18 protein-coding genes are annotated in these 18,928 nt (G+C 70.4%); 10 read left to right on the top strand and 8 right to left on the bottom strand.

Features of this window, described 5'->3' with window-relative positions:
• Positions 1-211: 211 nt before the first annotated feature.
• The 3 genes from ACZ60E_RS43695 to ACZ60E_RS43705 form a co-directional block, all read right to left on the bottom strand.
• A complete protein-coding gene (locus ACZ60E_RS43695) occupies positions 212-1,006 on the bottom strand; it encodes an SURF1 family cytochrome oxidase biogenesis protein (protein ID WP_469447953.1) in 795 nt (264 codons plus the stop codon).
• A gap of 65 nt (positions 1,007-1,071) precedes the next feature.
• Positions 1,072-1,305 carry a hypothetical protein gene (locus ACZ60E_RS43700; protein ID WP_079103534.1) on the bottom strand — a complete coding sequence of 78 codons (234 nt, stop codon included), beginning with the start codon at positions 1,303-1,305 and terminating at the stop codon, positions 1,072-1,074.
• Positions 1,306-1,384: 79 nt separating this feature from the next.
• Positions 1,385-2,410, bottom strand: a complete 1,026-nt coding sequence (locus ACZ60E_RS43705) for a DEDDh family exonuclease (RefSeq protein ID WP_469447957.1) — start codon at positions 2,408-2,410, stop codon at positions 1,385-1,387.
• A gap of 269 nt (positions 2,411-2,679) precedes the next feature.
• Between ACZ60E_RS43705 and ACZ60E_RS43710 the strand changes: the two genes are divergently transcribed.
• The 7 genes from ACZ60E_RS43710 to ACZ60E_RS43740 all read left to right on the top strand — a co-directional run bounded on the left by ACZ60E_RS43710 (position 2,680) and on the right by ACZ60E_RS43740 (position 9,822).
• Positions 2,680-3,489 carry an acetoacetate decarboxylase family protein gene (locus ACZ60E_RS43710; protein WP_469447959.1) on the top strand — a complete coding sequence of 270 codons (810 nt, stop codon included), beginning with the start codon at positions 2,680-2,682 and terminating at the stop codon, positions 3,487-3,489.
• Positions 3,489-4,373, top strand: a complete 885-nt coding sequence (locus ACZ60E_RS43715) for an SDR family NAD(P)-dependent oxidoreductase (RefSeq protein ID WP_469447961.1) — start codon at positions 3,489-3,491, stop codon at positions 4,371-4,373. The genes ACZ60E_RS43710 and ACZ60E_RS43715 overlap by 1 nt, the downstream gene beginning before the upstream one ends.
• Before the next feature lie 66 nt (positions 4,374-4,439).
• Positions 4,440-5,726 carry an amidohydrolase family protein gene (locus ACZ60E_RS43720; RefSeq protein ID WP_384815657.1) on the top strand — a complete coding sequence of 429 codons (1,287 nt, stop codon included), beginning with the start codon at positions 4,440-4,442 and terminating at the stop codon, positions 5,724-5,726.
• Entirely contained in the window at positions 5,723-6,970 is a 1,248-nt protein-coding gene (locus tag ACZ60E_RS43725) for an amidohydrolase family protein (RefSeq protein ID WP_469447963.1), read from the top strand. Before ACZ60E_RS43720 ends, ACZ60E_RS43725 begins: the two co-directional genes overlap by 4 nt.
• A 115-nt stretch (positions 6,971-7,085) precedes the next feature.
• Positions 7,086-7,997: a sterol desaturase family protein gene (locus tag ACZ60E_RS43730; RefSeq protein ID WP_469447964.1), complete on the top strand. Its 912-nt coding sequence runs from the start codon at positions 7,086-7,088 to the stop codon at positions 7,995-7,997.
• Positions 7,994-8,725: a lysoplasmalogenase gene (locus ACZ60E_RS43735; protein WP_469447965.1), complete on the top strand. Its 732-nt coding sequence runs from the start codon at positions 7,994-7,996 to the stop codon at positions 8,723-8,725. The genes ACZ60E_RS43730 and ACZ60E_RS43735 overlap by 4 nt, the downstream gene beginning before the upstream one ends.
• Before the next feature lie 53 nt (positions 8,726-8,778).
• Positions 8,779-9,822, top strand: a complete 1,044-nt coding sequence (locus tag ACZ60E_RS43740; RefSeq protein ID WP_469447966.1) for a zinc-dependent alcohol dehydrogenase family protein — start codon at positions 8,779-8,781, stop codon at positions 9,820-9,822.
• 24 nt (positions 9,823-9,846) lie between these two features.
• Here the strand turns inward: ACZ60E_RS43740 and ACZ60E_RS43745 are convergent, their stop codons facing one another.
• The 3 genes from ACZ60E_RS43745 to ACZ60E_RS43755 all read right to left on the bottom strand — a co-directional run bounded on the left by ACZ60E_RS43745 (position 9,847) and on the right by ACZ60E_RS43755 (position 14,348).
• Positions 9,847-10,869, bottom strand: a complete 1,023-nt coding sequence (locus tag ACZ60E_RS43745; protein ID WP_469447967.1) for a CopD family protein — start codon at positions 10,867-10,869, stop codon at positions 9,847-9,849.
• Positions 10,870-11,122: 253 nt separating this feature from the next.
• Complete coding sequence (locus ACZ60E_RS43750; protein ID WP_384815673.1) at positions 11,123-12,673, bottom strand: S8 family peptidase; 1,551 nt, start codon at positions 12,671-12,673, stop codon at positions 11,123-11,125.
• A gap of 148 nt (positions 12,674-12,821) precedes the next feature.
• Entirely contained in the window at positions 12,822-14,348 is a 1,527-nt protein-coding gene (locus tag ACZ60E_RS43755) for a S8 family peptidase (RefSeq protein ID WP_469447968.1), read from the bottom strand.
• A gap of 418 nt (positions 14,349-14,766) precedes the next feature.
• Between ACZ60E_RS43755 and ACZ60E_RS43760 the strand changes: the two genes are divergently transcribed.
• The 3 genes from ACZ60E_RS43760 (at position 14,767) to moaA (ending at position 17,938) form a co-directional block, all read left to right on the top strand.
• The gene (locus tag ACZ60E_RS43760) at positions 14,767-15,123 is read left to right on the top strand and encodes a DUF485 domain-containing protein (RefSeq protein ID WP_267025676.1); all 357 of its coding nucleotides are present in this window, start codon (positions 14,767-14,769) and stop codon (positions 15,121-15,123) included.
• Positions 15,120-16,763 (top strand): solute symporter family protein, encoded by a 1,644-nt coding sequence (locus ACZ60E_RS43765; RefSeq protein WP_469447969.1) that lies wholly within the window; start codon positions 15,120-15,122, stop codon positions 16,761-16,763. Before ACZ60E_RS43760 ends, ACZ60E_RS43765 begins: the two co-directional genes overlap by 4 nt.
• A gap of 185 nt (positions 16,764-16,948) precedes the next feature.
• A complete protein-coding gene (gene moaA, locus ACZ60E_RS43770) occupies positions 16,949-17,938 on the top strand; it encodes a GTP 3',8-cyclase MoaA (RefSeq protein ID WP_384815680.1) in 990 nt (329 codons plus the stop codon).
• Positions 17,939-17,954: 16 nt separating this feature from the next.
• On the opposite strand, the gene ACZ60E_RS43775 is transcribed toward moaA, so the two are convergent.
• Positions 17,955-18,212, bottom strand: coding sequence for a hypothetical protein (locus ACZ60E_RS43775; protein WP_385839351.1), 258 nt, complete (start codon positions 18,210-18,212; stop codon positions 17,955-17,957).
• Between the two features lie 244 nt (positions 18,213-18,456).
• Entirely contained in the window at positions 18,457-18,843 is a 387-nt protein-coding gene (locus ACZ60E_RS43780) for a DUF3099 domain-containing protein (RefSeq protein ID WP_453795197.1), read from the bottom strand.
• Positions 18,844-18,928: the final 85 nt, after the last annotated feature.

An 18,928-nucleotide genomic window follows, 5' to 3' on the forward strand; every position in this document is an offset into this window, starting at 1 on the left:
CGAAACAACTCCCACAACTCATCCGAGACCAGATGCTCAGCAAGACTCGTCATACCAACACAACGACAACCCCCACCAAAGGAAACGTCGCCTAAAAGACTGCGCAGTTCCCCGCGCCCCTAAAAGCGCGCGGGTGCCCCGGCTTCTTTAGGGGCGCGGGGAACTGCGCAGTCTTTTCGCTTTGAGGGGGGCCGACCGCGCGCCGCGGTGGTCAGACCGTGGCCGGCTCCGTCGCCGGGGTGGACTCCGTCTCGGCCGCCGCTTCCTCCCGGTCACGGCGTTCGCGGCGGGCCAGGATCACGAAGCCCACCGGAACGCCCGCGGCGAAGAGCCACCACTGGACCGCGTACGCCATGTGGGGACCGATGTCGCTGTGGTTGGGCGCCCCGATCAGTTCGGGTACGTCACCCTTCGGCTCGGGCGCGGTCAGTTCGACGTACCCGCCGAGGACCTGCTTGCCGAGCGCCTTCGCCTGCTGCTCGCTGTTGATCAGCATGACCATGCGGTCGGGCAGTCCGCTGACGTCCTTGATGCCGCTGCCGCCGGACGTCTCGTCGGCCATCAGCCGCCCGGTGACCGTGGTCTCGCCCCGCGAGGGCGCGGGAATCCTCGGGAACTCGGTCTGCGCGCCGTCCGCGGGGATCCAGCCGCGGTTCACCATGAGGACCCGGCCGTCGTCCAGGACGAACGGTGTCAGTACGTGGAAGCCGACCTCTTCGTCGGAGTTGGTGCGGCGGCGGACCACGACCTCGTCGGCGGTGTCGAACGTGCCCTTCGCCGTCACCCGCCGGTACAGGTTCTCGTGCTTGAACGCCTGCCCCGGCGCGGTCAGCGACTCGGCGGGGACCGGTTTCGCGGACAGCGAGTCCGAGATCACCCGGTTCAGCGCGACCTTGTGCTCGTGCCGGTGCAGTTGCCAGAAGCCCAGCTCGATCATCGTCGGGATGAGCGCGAGCATGATGAGGGTGAGGATCACCCACTGCCGGGACAACAGGAAGCGGTACACCCCACGACCGTACAACCGGGTCGTGGGGCGCGTTCGGTCGGGTACCGGCTCTTCCGTGTGCCGGGTCACACCCTGTCGATGATCCCCACCTTTCCCTCCGCGCGGGCGCAGTGGGCACCGCAGTACCAGTGGCCCTCGACCTCGACGCCCTGTCCGATGATCTGCACCCGGCAGTGCTCGCACAGGGGTGCCATGCGGTGGATCGCGCAGGAGAAGCAGTCGAAGACGTGCACCGCTCCCTGTGCGTGGACTTCGAAGGTCATTCCGTAGCTGTTGCCGCAAACCTCACATGTCGCCATGCGCCACAGGGTGGGCCGTTCCCGCGGTCCGGGCGAGCGGTCGGTGGGCGAGTCGCCCGGCAATCACCCGTCCGTACGGTCACGTCCGCGCTGCCGGTCCCGCCGCCGGTTCCACGTTCCCGAGGAGCTGGCCGAACGCCGCCTCGTCGACGACCGGGGTGCCGAACTGGCGGGCCTTGACCACCTTGGACGTACCGGACTCCGGGTCGTTCGTGACGAGCAGGCTGGTCAGCCGGGACAGGCTCGTCGCGACATGCAGCCCGGCCTCGACGGCACGGTCCTCCAGGAGGTCGCGCTCGACCGAGGTGTCCCCGGAGAACGCGATCCGCATGCCCTGTTTGAGCTGCTTGCCCGGTTCGTACCGGCCCGGATTGGGATACGGGCACGCGGGCCGCTTGCGTGAGGGACGCCAACTCGCGGGCGGGCCCGACGAGTAACCACCGGACGAGTAGCCACCGGAGCCCGCGGACTGCCGTCCGATGACCGGGGCCGCCCGGTCCGTCCACTCGGTCAGCGGCCGGCACTCCAGGAGCGGCAGCCGTACGCCGTCGCGCGCGGCGGTGTGCAGACTCGGCCGGAACGCCTCGGCGAGCACGCGCGCGTCGTCCAGCGCGTGGTGCGCGCGCTGCTGCACGACGCCGAAGTGCGCGGCCAGCGACTCCAGCTTGTGGTTGGCCAGCGGCAGCCGGAGTTCCTTGGACAGCGCGATGGTGCACAGCCGCTGACGGACCGGCGCCTCGCGCTCGGCGCGCGCGTACTCCCGGGCGATCATCGACCAGTCGAAGACCGCGTTGTGCGCGACGAGCACCCGGCCCTCAAGCCGGGTCGCGAACTCCTCGGCGATCTCCGGGAACAGGGGCGCCCCTTCGAGCACGTCGCTCGTCAGGCCGTGGATCCACACCGGGCCCGGGTCCCGCTCCGGGTTGACCAGCGTGTACCAGTGATCCTCGACCTCGCCGCGCGCGTCCAGCCGGTAGACCGCGGCCGACACTATGCGGTCGTCGCGGGCCAGCCCTGTGGTCTCGACGTCGACGACCGCGTACCCCTGGGGATACGCGGCCGGCCACGGGGTGGCGGACGGTGCGGTCTGACGGTCTTCGAGCATGGTCACTGAGGATAAGGGGCGCGACTGACACTCCTGTCCCCGGAGTCCGAACCCGGGGCGGATTCAGCCCCCTTCGACGACATTCCGGCGTTTTCCCACGGGCTCGTGCCTGCACGGCTATGGACCATTGCCGCGCCCGGTGCGACTGTGCTGCGCGCCTGGACTGAACGGTCGGCCCGCGCGGGCCGACCGCACGGGTGACCCGTACGAGCGGAATGCGCGAGTGACACGCACGAGCGGAACGCATGCGACGCGAAGGGCGGTACGGCATGGCACGCGTACGGTACGGCGCGCGGACCGGGGCGGAGATCGCCGCCGCGCGCACCGCGGGTTCCCGGCTCCCCGACATCTGGTCCACCGGCGTGGTGGCCGTCTGGGAGAGCGACCCGGACGCGGTCGCGGCGGTCCTGCCGCCTCCGCTCAAACCCACCGGACGACCCCTCGTCAGGGTGAACATCAGCAAGGTGGACCTGCCCGGATACCCGCTGGGCGCGGGCTCGTTCGCGGTCGCCGCCGCGCACGACGGGATCGAGGGCTGGTATCCGCTCGTCATGCCGATGACCCACGAACGGGCTCTCGTCGGCGGCCGTGAGGTCTTCGGCGAACCCAAGAAACTGGGCGAGGTGACGGTCGAGCGCGAGGGCCTCGTCGTACGCGCCGCCCTCGCCCGGCACGGGATCGAGTTCGTGGAGGTGCGCGGCGCCGTGAGCGGGCTGCTGCCCCTGCCGGAGCCGGCCCGCAAGACCGACTTCTACTTCAAGTTCCTGCCCGCGGTGGACGGTTCGGGCGACGGTTCCGGTTTCGACGCCGGTCCCGTCCTCGTGCACTGCGTGCGCAACGAGAAGGTGCGGAAGCTGGAGCGGATCTCCGGCGACGTCGTCCTGCGGGAGTCGATGTACGACCCCGTGGCCGACCTCCCGGTCCGTGAACTCGTCGGGATCACCATCGGCGAGAAGACCACGGACCAGAAGGGCACGGTCGTCGAACGCGTCGACGCGCAGGCGCTGTTGCCGTACATCCACCAGCGGTACGACGACCCCCAGCAGATCCTCGACGGACCGCCCCAGGGGAGCGTCTGATGGAACTGGCCGAGGGGCAGGTCGCCGTCGTCACGGGCGCGGCGAGCGGGGTCGGACTGGCCCTGGCGCGGCGGTTCGCGGCGGACGGGCTGAAGGTCGTCCTCGCGGACGTGGAGGAGGGCGCCCTGGAGAAGGCCGCCGCCGCGCTGCGCGAGGACGGGGCCGTGGTGCACGCGCGCGTGGTGGACGTCGGGGAGCGCGAGGAGGTCGTCGCGCTCGCCGAGGAGGCGTACGACAGGTTCGGCGCCGTGCACGTCCTGTGCAACAACGCGGGGGTCGGCTCGGGCGCCGAGGGCCGGATGTGGGAGCACGACCCGAACGACTGGAAATGGGCGTTCGCCGTCAACGTGTGGGGTGTCTTCCACGGCATCCAGGCCTTCGTACCGAGGATGCTGGCCGGCGGCGAACCGGGCCACATCGTCAACACCTCGTCCGGCGACGGCGGTATCGCGCCGCTGCCCACCGCGTCCGTGTACGCCGTCACCAAGTCGGCCGTCGTGACGATGACCGAGTCCCTGTACGCGCACCTGAAGGCGGAGCACGCGCGCGTGGGGGCCTCCGTGCTCTTCCCCGGGCCCCACATGCTCCGTACGGGCCTGTGGGAGTCGCACCGCAACAGGCCCGCCCGGTACGCCAAGCAGCGGCCCCGCAGGACCCCGTACCGCAGCCTCGACCAGTGGGAGGCCGCGATGCGGGAGGCGGGGCAGGAGGTGCGGTTCACGCCGGTCGAGGAGGTCGCCGACTTCGTGGCGGACGGCATCCGCGCGGACCGCTTCTGGCTGCTGCCCGAGAGCGAACACAGCGACGCGCAGATCCGCGCGCGGTCGCGCTCGATGCTCGACCGCGCCGATCCGGCGTACCTGGAGCACTTCATCCTGGACTGACTGGACTGACTGGACTGACTGGACTGACTGGACTGACTGGACCGAGGACCGAACCGAGGAGCCGTTATGGCCTCTGCACCGGAGCCCTATCTGATCATCTCCTCCGACTGCCACGCCGGACTGCCCACCGAGGAGTACCGGCCCTATCTGGAGGCCCGGTTCCACCGGGACTTCGACGAGTTCCTCGCGGGACAGGGCCGCCGCCGCGAGGAGATGACACGCCTGGGCATCCGCAACGAGTCCTTCGCCGACAAGTGGTTCCACGACAACGAGGAGGGCCTGCGCGGCGGCTGGGACTCCGCGCAGCGACTCAAGGAGCTGGACGGCGACGGGGTGGCGGGCGAGGTGGTCTTCCCGGACGCCGACGCCGTGGACAGCCGCACGGCCGCGCCCTTCGGAGTGGGCCTCGGCCTCTCCGGCGACCACGACCCGGACCTCGGCATGGCGGGCGCGCAGGCCCACAACAGGTGGCTCGCCGAGTTCGTCGGCGAGCACCCCGAACGGCACTGCGGAGTCGCCCTGCTGCCCGTCACGGCACCCACCGAACAGGTCGTCGCCGAGATCCACCGCGCCAAGGAGTCGGGACTCGGCGCCCTGATGATCCCCTCCATGTGGGTCGACAAGGAGCCCTACCACGACCGCCGTTACGACCCCGTGTGGGCGGCGGCGGCCGAGTGCGGGATGCCGGTGGTGACCCACTCCGGAGCGGCGCCGCGCCACGAGTACGGCGACCACCTGGGCATCTATGTGAGCGAGGTGACCTGGTGGCCCGCGCGCCCCCTGTGGTTCCTGCTCTGGTCCGGTGTCTTCGAACGCCACCCCGGGCTCAGGTTCGGTGTGGCGGAGTCCGGCTGCTGGTGGCTGCCGAACCTGCTGTGGTTCATGGACCGGCTCTACCTGGGCGCGCACGGCGGCAAGAAACTGTCCCCCTTCGCGGAACTGCGGCGTCCGCCGCACGAGTACCTCGACCGCCAGGTCTTCATCTGCGCGACCAACACCAAACGCCGTGAACTGGCCCAGCGGTACGAGATCGGCGTCGACAACATCCTCTGGGGAAGCGACTTCCCGCACCCGGAGGGCACCTGGCCCGACACGCGCGCGTGGCTGTCGCGGACCTTCCACGACATCCCGGTGACGGAGACCCGCCGCATGCTGGGCCTCGCGGCGGCGGAGGTCTTCGGCTTCGACACCGACAGGCTGGCCCCGCTCGCGCGGCGCATCGGCCCCAGCCCGGCGGACCTCGGCCAGTCCGAGGACCAGCCGGCGGTTGAGGCGTCCTGGGCGCGCTCGCGCGAGGTGGGCCGCCACTGGCTGACGGACCACGACTTCCCGGTCCTGGGGGTGGCCCCGTGAGTACGGAACCTACGAGCGGCCCGGACCGCTACACCGTCATCTCGGCGGACTGCCACGCCGGGGCGGACCTGCTGGACTACCGGCCGTACCTGCCGAAGGCGTACCACGACGAGTTCGACGCCTGGGCGGCCACGTACGTCAATCCGTACGAGGACCTGGTGGCCGACACGGCCGACAAGAACTGGAACTCGGAGCGCAGGCTCGCGGAGCTGGAACAGGACGGCATCGTCGCCGAGGTCGTGTTTCCGAACACCATCCCGCCGTTCTTCCCCTCCGGGTCGCTGATGGCACCGGCGCCGGCGGCGGAGGAGTTCGAGCGGCGCTGGGCGGGCCTGCGCGCCCACAACCGCTGGCTCGCGGACTTCTGTTCGGCCGCCCCCGGCCGCCGGGCGGGCGTCTTCCAGATCCTCCTGAACGACGTGGGGGAGGCGGTGAAGGAGATCAGGTGGGCCGTCGGGGCGGGCCTCAGGGGCGGCCTCCTGCTGCCCGGCACCCCACCGGGCTCGGGACTCCCGGAGCTGTACTCGGCGGCGTACGACCCCATCTGGGCCGTGTGCGAGGAACTGGACGTCCCCGTCAACCACCACGCGGGCTCCGCGTCGCCACCGCTGGGCGAGGAACCCGCGGCCCGCGCGGTCTTCATGGTGGAGACGACCTGGTTCTCGCACCGCGCGCTCTGGCACCTGATCTTCGGCGGCGCCTTCCGCCGCCACCCGGGCCTGAAACTCGTCCTGACCGAGCAGGGTTCGGGCTGGATCCCCGGGGTGCTCGACATGCTGGACTACTACCACGGCCGCCTGGTGGCCGCGGCGACGAGGGCGGCCACCGCCGAGTCCAAGTTCGGCGCGGGACTGGCCGCCTCGATGGGCAAGGGTCCTTCCCAGGTATGGCGCGACAACTGCTTCGTAGGAGCCAGTTTCATGCGCCCCCACGAGGTGCCGCTGCGAGACCGCATCGGCCTCGACAAGATCATGTGGGGCAGCGACTACCCGCACGACGAGGGCACGTACCCCTACAGCAGGGAAGGCCTGCGGATCGCGTACGCGGGCCTGCCGCGCGAGGAGATCACGGCGATGGCGGGCGGGAACGCGGCCCGCGTGTACGGCTTCGACCTGGCCCTCCTCGACCCCCTGGCGGCAAGGATCGGCCCGACGGCGGAGGAGATCGCACAGCCGCTGGACGACCCCCCACCGGAGGCGACGAGCCCGGCGTTCGCACGGGGAGGGTCGGTACGGGTCTGGTGACGGCGTACGCCCGGTGCCCTTGGTGGAGATCACCAAGAAACAAGCGCGTACCGTCGGTAATACTTGTGGGTAACAACGTCTAGCCGCAGTCGGCCGGCCGTCCTACGGTGCAGTAATGCCGAACCTGCCCGATGTCGTGCTGTGGTCGATACCCGCCTTCGTGCTGCTCACCGTGGTGGAGATGGTGAGTGTCCGCATCCATCCGGACGAGGACGACGCCGGATACGAGACGAAGGATGCCGCCACCAGTGTCGGCATGGGCTTGGGAAGCATGGCCTTCGACTTCCTGTGGAAGATCCCGATCCTCGCCGTCTACACCGCCATATATGAGCTGACACCACTGCGCGTGCCCGTCCTGTGGTGGACCGTGCCACTGCTTCTGCTGGCGCAGGACTTCTTCTACTACTGGTCCCACCGCGGGCACCATGTGATCCGCATCCTGTGGGCCTGTCATGTGGTGCACCACAGCAGTGAGAAGTTCAACCTGACCACCGCGCTGCGGCAGCCGTGGACCACCTGGACGGTGTGGCCGTTCTACGTGCCCCTCATCGCCCTCGGAGTCCACCCGGCCGCGCTCGCGTTCTGCTCGTCCGCGAACCTCGTCTATCAGTTCTGGATCCACACCGAGCGCATCGACAAGCTGCCCCGGGTCTTCGAGTTCGTCTTCAACACGCCCTCGCACCACCGGGTCCACCACGCCTCCCAGGGCGGCTATCTCGACCGGAACTTCGGCGGGATCCTGATCGTCTGGGACCGGCTCTTCGGGTCGTTCGTCCCGGAGACGGACCGGCCGGTGTACGGGCTGACCAAGAACATCCGCACGTACAACCCGATCCGGGTCGCCACGCACGAGTACGCCGCCATCGCCAGGGACCTGCGGGCGGCGGGGAGCTGGCGCGAGCGGGCCGGTCGGGTGTTCGGCGGGCCGGGCTGGCAGCCCCGCCCCTCGGGGCCCGAGGCCGCCTCCGCACCCTCTCCGGTGCGGGCCGCCTCCACGGAGACCCCCGTCCCGGAGTCCGCCGCGTGAATCCGCGCCACGCGCGCGTGCCGCTCGTCGCCCTCGGTGTCTCCTTCGCCCTGGTCGGCGCCGTGGACCTCGTCTCCCTGGCCGTCGGCCTCGACACCGGTCACGCCGTGGCCAAGCCGCTGCTGATGCCCCTGCTCGCCGCCTGCGTGCATCTGTGCGGCGGGCCCCGGCTCCTCGTCGGTGCCCTGCTGTTCGGGTGGGGCGGCGACGTCCTGCTCCTCCTCGACGCCGAACCGGCGTTCCTCGCCGGGATGGCCTCCTTCGCGGCGGGCCATGTCTGCTACCTGCTGCTCTTCGCGAAGCTCGGCCGATCGGCTGCCCCAGGCACGCGATCGGGCCGCCTCACGGCAGCCGCGTACGCCCTCGCCCTCGTCGCGACCGTCACCCTCCTGTGGCCCGGTCTTCCCGCCGGCCTCCGCGTGCCCGTCGCCGGTTACAGCCTGCTGCTGACCGCGATGGCGTACGGGGCCACGCGACTCGGGCCCCTCGCGGCGGCCGGGGGAGCCCTCTTCATGCTGTCGGACACCCTCATCGCGACCGGCGTCGCCGAACGGCCGCAGCCGCCACGGCCCGACCTGTGGATCATGCTGACCTATATCGCGGCGCAGTACCTGCTGGTCAGCGGCGTACTCCGGGCGCCCGGCGCGCGCTCCGATCCGTCTGCGACGTACCGTGGGAACCGGACCGTCACCACCTCCCGACCGTCCGCCTCACGACCGTCCACCTGAAGACGGTCACCACCTGAGCACCGTCACCACCTGAGCCGGAAGCAGGACCCCGCATGCGCGCCACCACCATCCACGCCCCGTTCGACCTGCGCGTGGAGGACGTTCCCGACCCGGTGGTGCGGCAGCCGGGCGACGCCGTCGTACGGGTCCTGCGCTCCTGCGTCTGCGGCAGCGACCTGTGGGCGTACCGGGGCGAGTCCGCGCGCACACCCGGGCAGCGCATCGGGCACGAGTTCCTCGGCATCGTCGAGGAGACCGGCGCCGAGGTGGGCACCGTCCGCCGGGGCGATCTCGTCGTCGCGCCCTTCATGTGGTCCGACGGCGTGTGCGACTACTGCCGCGAAGGGCTCACCACCTCCTGCGACCACGGCGGATTCTGGGGTTCCGTGGGGTCCGACGGCGGACAGGGCGAGGCCGTGCGCGTCCCGTACGCCGACGGCACGCTCGTCGCGCTGCCCGCCGAGGCCGCCTCCGACGACCGTCTGCTGGCCGCCCTGCTCACCCTCTCCGACGTCATGGGGACCGGCCATCACGCCGCCCTCGGCGCGGGCGCCCGCCCCGGCGCCACGGTGGCCGTCGTCGGCGACGGAGCGGTCGGACTGTGCGCGGTGCTCGCCGCCAAGCGCCTCGGCGCCGAGCGGATCATCGCCCTGGGCCGCCATGAGACGCGTACGGACATCGCGCGGCGCTTCGGAGCCACCGACGTCGTCGCCGAACGCGGGGACGCGGCCGTCGAGGCGGTCCGTGATCTCACCCGCGGCCAGGGCGCCCACGCCGTCGTCGAGGCCGTCGGCACCGAGCAGTCGATGAGCACGGCCGTGAACATCACCCGCGACGGCGGCGCCATCGGCTTCGTCGGCGTGCCGCACGGCAGCGGCACCGGCCTCGACCTGAGCGTCATGTTCGACCGGAACATCGCCCTGCGCGGCGGGGTCGCGCCCGTCCGCGCCTACATCCCGGAACTGCTGCCCGACGTGCTGGACGGGACCATCGACCCCTCGCCCGTCTTCGACCTGACGGTCGCTCTGGACGGCGTGCCGGACGGCTACAAGGCGATGGACGAGCGCACCGCGCTCAAGGTCATGGTCACCGGCTGACCGGCCCCCGCGGCCTCGGGAGGGTCACCAGCGGATCGGCACCGGCACCGCCGTGAGCAGGGCCGAGACCGCCACCACAAGACCCAGCACCACGACCTCCGCGCGCGCGGGGGAGTAGGCGGTGAGCGGATCGGCCGCCCGGCGCAGCCGACGCCGGGCCCACAGCGCGAGGACGGCGACGACGGCCACGAGGAGCACCTTCGCGAGCAGCGTGCGCCCGTACGCCGTCGTCGTCAACTGGTCCAGTACCGTGCCGGGCGGCATCCGGCGCAGGGTGCTGCACACGCCCGTCGCGGTGATCGCGGCGAGCAGGACGGCCGCCACGCGCGCGTAGAGGCCCAACAGCGCGGCGCCCTCCCCGGGGGCACTGTTCCGCCACCGGAGCAGCGTGCGCAGTACGTACAGCAGCCCGCCCGCCCACAGGGCCGCACAGGTCACATGAACGAGCGTCAGGCCCGAACCGATCAGCGGGCTCTGTTCGGTCGTCGGATGGGCGCGCAGGGCCTCCGCGACGGCCACCGCGGCCAGCGGCCACACCTGGGTGCCCGGCCGGCGGGACAGGGCGCACAGGCCCAGCACGACGAACGCGTTGACCTCCAGGAGCGCGAGCGCGCCGTCCCTCGACTGGTAGAGCCCGCCGATGTCCATGTCGGAGAGCCGGCGCGGCACCAGGTTCCCGGTGGCCACCACGGAGGCCAGACCGAGCGAGGCGACGAAACCGGCTGCGGCCGACACCGGGGCCCAACTGCGCGGCGCGTCCTCCCGGGGAGCGCCGGGCACCCGACGCGCCAGCCGGGTGACGAACAGCTCGCCGGCCGGCACGCACACCGCCGCGAACAGGACGGTCCGCAGCAACGCGATCCCGCCCACCCCGGGCGCGGCGGCCTCACCCGTGCCGTCCAGCGCGAGGGACGGCCCGAGCAGGGGGATCAGCGCGGCCAGCGCCACCAGGGCGAGGACGGTGACGGAACGCTGGAGGGAGGCCGCGCTCACCCGGGGGGCGCCGGACTCGCCACCCGTGTCGGCAGTCGGTCGTATCGAACTCACCCCAAGATCTTCACCAGTCGTCCCAGACCGGGGCAAGTCCTGGAAAACAACTGGCGGAACGGCATTCCACCCGCCCCACGGGCATTCCGCCCATTCATACGCGCCCGGCCGCTCCCCGACTCAGCCGGGGGCGCAGGGAATCCGCCCCCGTCGACACCGTCCCGTCGACAGCGTGCCTGCGAACACGAAGGGGCCGGGCAGCACACGGCCGCCCGGCCCCTCCTTCACGCAATGCCCTCGGACCGCGCGGGTCCTACTTGGTCACCGCGTCCAGCGCGTCCGCGGTGCCCCAGCCGTAGAAGCTGTTGCGGTTCTTCGAGCCCTCGCAGACCGCGTCGACCTTGCCGTCACCGTCGATGTCGTACGGGTCCGTGCACGGCGTGGCGTCGGCCTCCGCGTACAGCAGGGCCTTGACCAGGGCGGCCGAGGCGTGCGGGTGCGTCGACTTGATCAGGGCCGCGACGCCCGCGACGTGCGGGGACGCCATCGACGTACCGGCCATGTAGCCCCACGAGCCGCCCGGCAGCGGGCCGAGGATCAGGCCGCTGGTGGCGGGCGGGGCGGGGGTCTGGTAGCGCGTCGAGTCGCCGCCGGGGGCCGCGATGTCGATGACGCCCAGGCCGTGGTTGGAGAAGGACGACTTGATGCCCTTCGCGCCGGTCGACGCGACCGTGACGACACCCGGCAGCTGGGTCGGGATGTCGAGGCACTCGGACGGGTCGATGACACGGTCCGAGGGGGTCGAGTCGTTCGGCGAGGTCGGGTCGGTGATCTCGTCGGCGGCGAGGTCGTAGTTCTCGTTGCCGGCCGCCGCGACGTTGACCGTGCCCTTCTTCTCCGCGTACTTCGTCGCCCGGGTGAGGGCCTCGACGAGCGCCTTCTGGTCCGGGTCGTTCTTGCAGTTGAAGTACCACGGGTCGGTGTAATAGCTGTTGTTCGTGACGTCCACGCCGTGCTCGGCCGCCCACATGAAGCCGCAGACGACGGCCTCCGTGTAGAAGAAGCCGGCCGTGGTGGAGACCTTGATGCCGGAGACCTTCACGCCGGGCGCGACACCGGTGACGCCGATGCCGTTCTTCGCGGCGGCGATCTCGCCCGCCACGTGCGTGCCGTGCGGGCTCTCGGCGGCGCTCGGCCGCCAGGCGCCGTCGGTCGTGTCCGGCTTGCCCGACACGCAGTTGACCGACGCCTTGCGGTCGAAGTTCGGCGCGATGTCGGGGTGCGTGTCGTCGACGCCGGTGTCGATCACGGCGACGGTGACCTTCTTGCTGCCGAGCGTCTTCTCGTGCGCCTTGTCCGCCTTGATGGCGGGCAGGTCCCACTGCAGGGGCTCCAGCGGGTCCTGTCCGGCGACCGCGTCGACGTCGGCTATCTCCTCCGCGCTGAGCGCCTTCGGGGTGCCGACGTCGGTCGTGGACTGCGCGGGCAGCGGGGCCGTACGCGTCGAGCCCGCCGACTCGACTCCGCGCACCTTGCGGATGGTCTTGGCGAAGTCGGCGTTCGACGAGTGGACGACGATCACGCCGATCCGGTCGTACGAGGTCACGATCGTCCCGCCGGCCTTGGCGATGGCCTTCTTCACGTGCGACGAAGTGCCGTGCCCGGAGCGGACGTTGACGACGTAGCTCAGCGGGGTGGCCTCCGCCGAGATCTTCCCGGCCACGTCGGCGGCGGTGGTCGCCCCGGCCGCGTCGGCCGGGGAGGCGGACGCGCTGACGTTCGGCAGGAAGGCGAGAGCCGTGGCCATGGCCATGCCCAGCGGGATGGCCATGAAGCGACGTGAGCGCGTAGTAGGCGCGGTCATGCTGTCTCCAGTTCGTTTTCGCGAGTTCGAGCGGGCCGTGCGGGAGGTACCGGCCGTGCGGGCGGTGCGAGGCGTACGGGTGGTGCGGCCGTACGGGGCGTGCGGGCCGTGCGGGAGGTCCCCTGGCGGAAGCCGGAGGGAAGCAGGCCTACTTGACTGCCTTCAGCGCGTTGACGATGCCGAAGCCGTAGAAGCCGTTCACGCGCTTGCCGCCCTCACAGGTGGCGTCCTGCGTGCCGTTGCCGTCCTGGTCGTACGAGTCAGGGCAGCCCGGGTTGTCCGCCTGGGCCTTCAGCAGCGCCTGCAGCTGGGCGGGACTCGCCCACGGGTGCTCGGACTTCAGCAGCGCGGCGACCCCCGCGGCGTGCGGCGACGCCATCGACGTCCCCTGGAGGAAGCCGTACTGGTTGTTCGGCATCGTGGAGAGGATGCGGCCGTTCTTCGACGGGGTGTCCGGGATCTGGTAGAGCCGGTCACCACCGGGAGCGGCGATGTCGATGACACCCTTGCCGTACGTCGAGTAGTACGACTTGAGGTTCTGTACGCCGGTCGCGCTCACCGTGACGACACCCGGGAGCTGGGTCGGCACGTCGAAGCACTCGTGCGGGTCGATCGTGCGGGGGACCGGCGTCGAGTCGTCGGGGCTCGACTCGTCCACGATGGCGTCCGAGGCCAGGTCGTGGTTGGAGTTGCCGGCCGACGCGAGGTGCAGGGTGCCCTTCTTCGTGGCGTACTGCTGGGCCCGGTTGACCGCGTCGACGATCGCCTTCTGGTCCGGGTCGTCCATGCAGTTGTAGAGCCACGGGTCCACGTAGTAGCTGTTGTTCGTGATCTCCACGCCGTGGTCGGCGGCGAACACGAAGGCGCAGACGACGCTCTCCGGGTAGAAGAGGCCGTTGTCCGGGTCGCTGACCTTGATGCCGGAGACCTTCACGCCGGGCGCGACACCGGCGACGCCGATGCCGTTGCGGGCGGCGGCGATCTCACCGGCGACATGTGTGCCGTGGTAGTCGTCGGCGGTGTACGGACGCCAGGCGCCCGCACTCGTGTCGGCGACGCCGCCCACGCAGTTGGCGGACTGCTTGGCGGAGAAATTGGGGGCCAGGTCCGGGTGCGTGTCGTCGACACCCGTGTCGATCACGGCGACCGTGACCTTCCTGCTGCCCGGGTTGATCTTCGCGGCCTTGTCGGCGCCTATCGCGCGCAGGTCCCACTGGTCGGCCTCAAGGGGCTCGCTCTCCGGCGTGGCCGCGGCCTTCACCTTGGCGGCCTCGGCGGCCGACAGATAGTCGGCGGCGCCCTCGTCCGTCGTACCCGCGGCGGTCAGCGGGGTCGTACGCGTGGCACCGGCGGACTGGACGCCGCGCACCGCGCGGATCTGCGATCCGAACCCGGCGTTCGCCGAGTGGGCGACTATGACGCCGATCTTGTCGTACGTGATGACGACCGTGCCGCCGGCCTCGACGATCGCCCTCTTGACCGATGCGAGCGTGCGGTGGTCGGTCTTCGTGTTGACCACGTACGCGAGGTTCGGTCCGTCGGCCGCGGTGGCGGCGGGAGCGGACTGCTGCGGGGCGGCCGAAGCGGCACCCGGCAGGAAACCGAGCGTGGCGGTGAGCGACAGCACGACGGGCACGGCGAGCGCGAGGCGGCGTCTGGAGCGCAGATGAGCCATGGGGTCTCCACATCATCCGGAAAAGGAACCGGCCCGAACACAGGTGGTGCTCGGGCAGGTACATGACTGGGTGGTGCAGGGCGAAGCTATCTCCCGGCATCCCTGGCCAGCAATGACTTACGGGGATGTCTTGTGAAACGCCGGAGCCGAGTTCCGAAAGAAGTGCCGGGTGTTGAACCGCTCCCCGAGCGGCGCCGTGACGTTGAGCAGGGAGCACGAGCACCGTCGAGCTCCCTGTTGGATCACGCCCGGGAGACCTGGCACGGCCACCCGGCCCACGTGATCCACGTCACCGTGAGGTCAGAAATCAGCCATGCCCGAACCCAGTCCGCCCGCCGATCCGGACAGATCCCCGTCCGGTGCCGGACCCGCACCCCAACCCGCCTCAGAACCCGCACCCGCAACGCGAGGAGACTCCGTGGCCACCGACGCACCACCCCCCTCGAAAGCCGAACCTCATCTCCCGTCCACCGCGGAGTTCGTCGAGGTGCAGGAGAGCGCCGAGTTCGGTGAACTGCGCCGCGCCCACCGCTCCTTCGCCTTCCCGCTGACCATCGGCTTCATCAGCTGGTACCTGCTGTACGTCCTGCTGTCGATCTACGCGGACGACTTCATGGGCACCAAGCTGTTCGGCAACTTCAACGTCGCCTTCGTGCTGGGCCTCGCCCAGTTCCTCACCACGTTCCTCATCGCCTGGTGGTACGAGCGTCACTCCTCGACCAAGCTCGACCCCAAGGCCGAGGCGATCAAGTCCCGGATGGAGGGCGGCGCATGAGCCCCGCGATCGGTCAGGTACAGCTCGCACAGGCGCAGCTCGCGGCGGGGGAGGCCAGCGAGCACCGGCCGCTGATCATCTCCCTGTTCGCGGTCTTCGTCGTCGCGACCCTCGTCATCACCGTCTGGGCGGGCCGGCAGACCAAGGACGCCTCCGACTTCTACGCCGGCGGGCGTTCCTTCAGCGCCTTCCAGAACGGGCTCGCCGTCTCCGGCGACTACATGTCCGCGGCCTCGTTCCTCGGCATCGCGGGCGCCATCGCCCTCTTCGGGTACGACGGCTTCCTGTACTCCATCGGCTTCCTGGTCGCCTGGCTGGTGGCGCTGCTCCTGGTCGCCGAACCGCTGCGCAACTCCGGCCGCTACACGATGGGCGACGTCCTCGCCTACCGCATGCGCCAGCGCCCGGTCCGTACCGCCGCGGGCACCTCCACGATCGTCGTCTCCATCTTCTATCTGCTCGCGCAGATGGCGGGCGCGGGCGTCCTGGTCTCGCTGCTGCTCGGCATCACCAGCGACGCGGGCAAGGTCGGCATCGTCGCCCTGGTCGGCGTCCTGATGATCGTGTACGTGACCATCGGCGGCATGAAGGGCACCACCTGGGTCCAGATGGTCAAGGCCGTGCTGCTCATCAGCGGCACCCTGCTCATCACCTTCCTGGTGCTGCTCAAGTTCGACTTCAACGTCTCCGACCTGCTCGGCAAGGCGGCCGAGAACAGCGGCGGGGGTGCGGCCTTCCTGGAGCCCGGTCTGAAGTACGGGCTCACGACCACCTCCAGCATCGACTTCATCTCGCTGGGCATCGCGCTGGTCCTGGGCACCGCCGGTCTGCCGCACATCCTGATCCGCTTCTACACCGTGCCCAACGCCAAGGCCGCGCGTAAGTCCGTGAACTGGGCGATCGGCATCATCGGCGGCTTCTACCTGATGACCATCGCGCTCGGTTTCGGCGCGGCGGCCCTCATCTCCAAGAAGGAGATCGTCGAGTCGAACCCCGCGGGCAACACGGCCGCGCCACTGCTCGCCCTGCACCTGGGAGGCGTCGACTCGGCCTGGGGCGCCATCCTGCTCGCCACGATCTCCGCGGTGGCCTTCGCCACGATCCTCGCGGTGGTCGCCGGTCTGACCCTGGCGTCGTCCTCGTCGTTCGCCCACGACATCTACGCGAACGTCATCAAGAAGGGCAAGGCCACCGAGAAGGAAGAGCTCAGGGCCGCCCGCTACGCCACCATCGGCATCGGCATCGTCTCCATCGGCCTCGGTGCCCTCGCCCGTGACCTCAACGTCGCCGGCCTGGTCGCCCTGGCCTTCGCGGTCGCCGCCTCCGCCAACCTGCCGACGATCCTCTACAGCCTCTTCTGGAAGCGGTTCACCACCCAGGGCGCGCTGTGGTCGATCTACGGAGGCCTCGCCACGGCGGTCGGCCTGGTGCTCTTCTCGCCGGTCGTCTCGGGCAAGGCCACCTCGATGTTCCCGGACGTCGACTTCCACTGGTTCCCGCTGGAGAACCCGGGCATCATCTCGATCCCCGTCGGCTTCCTGCTGGGCTTCCTCGGCACCCTCCTGTCCAAGGAGGAGCCGGACGCCGGCAAGTACGCCGAGCTGGAGGTCCGCTCCCTCACCGGAACCGGAGCGCACTGACCGACGGCCATCGACCGTCGGGTACCGACTGTCACGCACCGAGGCCGCGTCGTAGATCCCTACGACGCGGCCTCGGTGCGTCTCGTGGGATCGGGCCACCCGTGTTGTCGGTTCCGTCACGTAGGCTCGTCGATATCGGATCGACTGATCGTTCGAAGCCCGCAGTACCGAGGGAGGGGGCCCACGTGCTCATCGACACCTACGGCCGGGTGGCCACCGACCTGCGCGTCTCGCTGACCGACCGATGCAACCTCAGATGTACGTACTGCATGCCCGAAGAGGGCCTGCAGTGGCTGGCCAAGCCCGACCTGCTCACGGACGACGAGATCGTCCGCCTCATCGACCTGGCGGTGACCCGGCTCGGCATCACCGAGGTCCGCTTCACCGGCGGCGAGCCCCTGCTGCGCCCCGGCCTGGTCGGGATAGTGGAGCGTGTGGCGGCCCTCGAAGCCCGCCCCCAGATGTCCCTGACGACGAACGGCATCGGCCTCAAGCGCACCGCGACCGCCCTCAAGGCGGCGGGCCTCGACCGGGTCAACGTCTCGCTGGACACCCTGCGCCCGGACGTCTTCAAGACCCTCACCCGCCGCGACCGCCACAAGGACGTCATCGAGGGCCTCGAAGCGGCCCGCGCCGCGGGACTGACCCCGGTCAAGGTCAACTCCGTACTGATGCCCGGACTGAACGAGAACGAGGCGCCCGACCTGCTCGCCTGGGCCGTGGAGAACGACTACGAACTGCGGTTCATCGAGCAGATGCCGCTGGACGCCCAGCACGGCTGGAAGCGCGACGGCATGGTCACCGCCGGCGACATCCTCACCTCGCTGCGCACCCGCTTCGAGCTGACGGACGAGGGGGCCGACGAGCGCGGCTCGGCACCCGCGGAGCGCTGGGTGGTGGACGGCGGCCCGCACCGGGTCGGCGTGATCGCCTCGGTCACCCGCCCGTTCTGCTCGGCCTGCGACCGTACGCGGCTCACCGCGGACGGGCAGGTCCGCACCTGCCTCTTCGCCCAGGAGGAGACCGATCTGCGGGCGGCGCTCCGCTCGGACGCGCCGGACGAGGAGATCGCCCGGATCTGGCGGCTGGCGATGTGGGGCAAGAAGGCCGGGGCAGGTCTGGACGACCCCTCCTTCGTACAGCCGGACCGACCGATGTCGGCGATCGGCGGCTGACCGCCCGGCCCGCCCCTCAATTACCGGGCTGCTGCTCTGCGGACTCCCATTCCGACAGGAGGACCACGTCCTTCAGGAAGCCGCGGACGCCCAGGAACTTCGACAGATGGTCGCGGTGCTCCTCGCACGCGAGCCAGGTCTTGCGGCGCTCCGGCGTGTGCAGTTTCGGGTTGTTCCAGGCGAGCACCCACACGGCGTCGGCCCGGCAGCCCTTGGCGGAGCAGACGGGGGAGGACGGGGACGACGGCTCGGAACCGGGAACGTTCAGGATCACGTCCTCGACACTAGCCGAGTCCCGAGGGGTTCCCACGAGTCCTGAAGGCTCCGGAAAAGGCGACGCCGAGCAGCCACGGGGGGAGCTGCCCGGCGTCGGTCTGTCACTCCGACGGGGGATGCGGAGTGCGTACCAAGTATGTCACGGGTAACCCATCGCCCGGCAACGGAACAACATGATTGATCTGAGCTTTTCTTGAGCTTGGCAGAGGTTTCGGATTCCGCTTTTTCCGGATCCCCGGTGCTCAGGCCCGTTCGTGCGGCTCGTCCCGCAGCCGTGTGCCGGGGTCGGCCGCCAGGTCTTCCGCGACGGGTTCCGCGGCCCCGCCGGCGCCCGGCCCCGCAAGCATCGGACGGGTCGGAGCGGTCACGAAAGTGGATGGCAGCGAGGGCACGTTCTCACGTCCCGCATTCGCGATCACGACGGAGATGTAGGGGAGCAGCACGCCGAGAACCAGCGCAACGACGGCGACATGGCGCTCCACGTTCCAGAGGGTGGCCGCGAGGACGACGGAGACCGTACGGACGGACATCGAGATGATGTAGCGGCGCTGCCTGCCCCGTACGTCGTCGGTGAGCCCCTGCCTGGCCCCGGTGATCCGGAAGACCTCGGTCTCGCTCTGCTTCCGCATCACGTTCCACCACCCCGCCTGCGTCGGACGCTCCCCGGCCCGTACCGGAAACCACGTTACGCCGCGGCTGCGCCGCCTACGAGAC

The sequence above is a fragment of the Streptomyces sp. NPDC102514 genome (assembly GCF_055584525.1).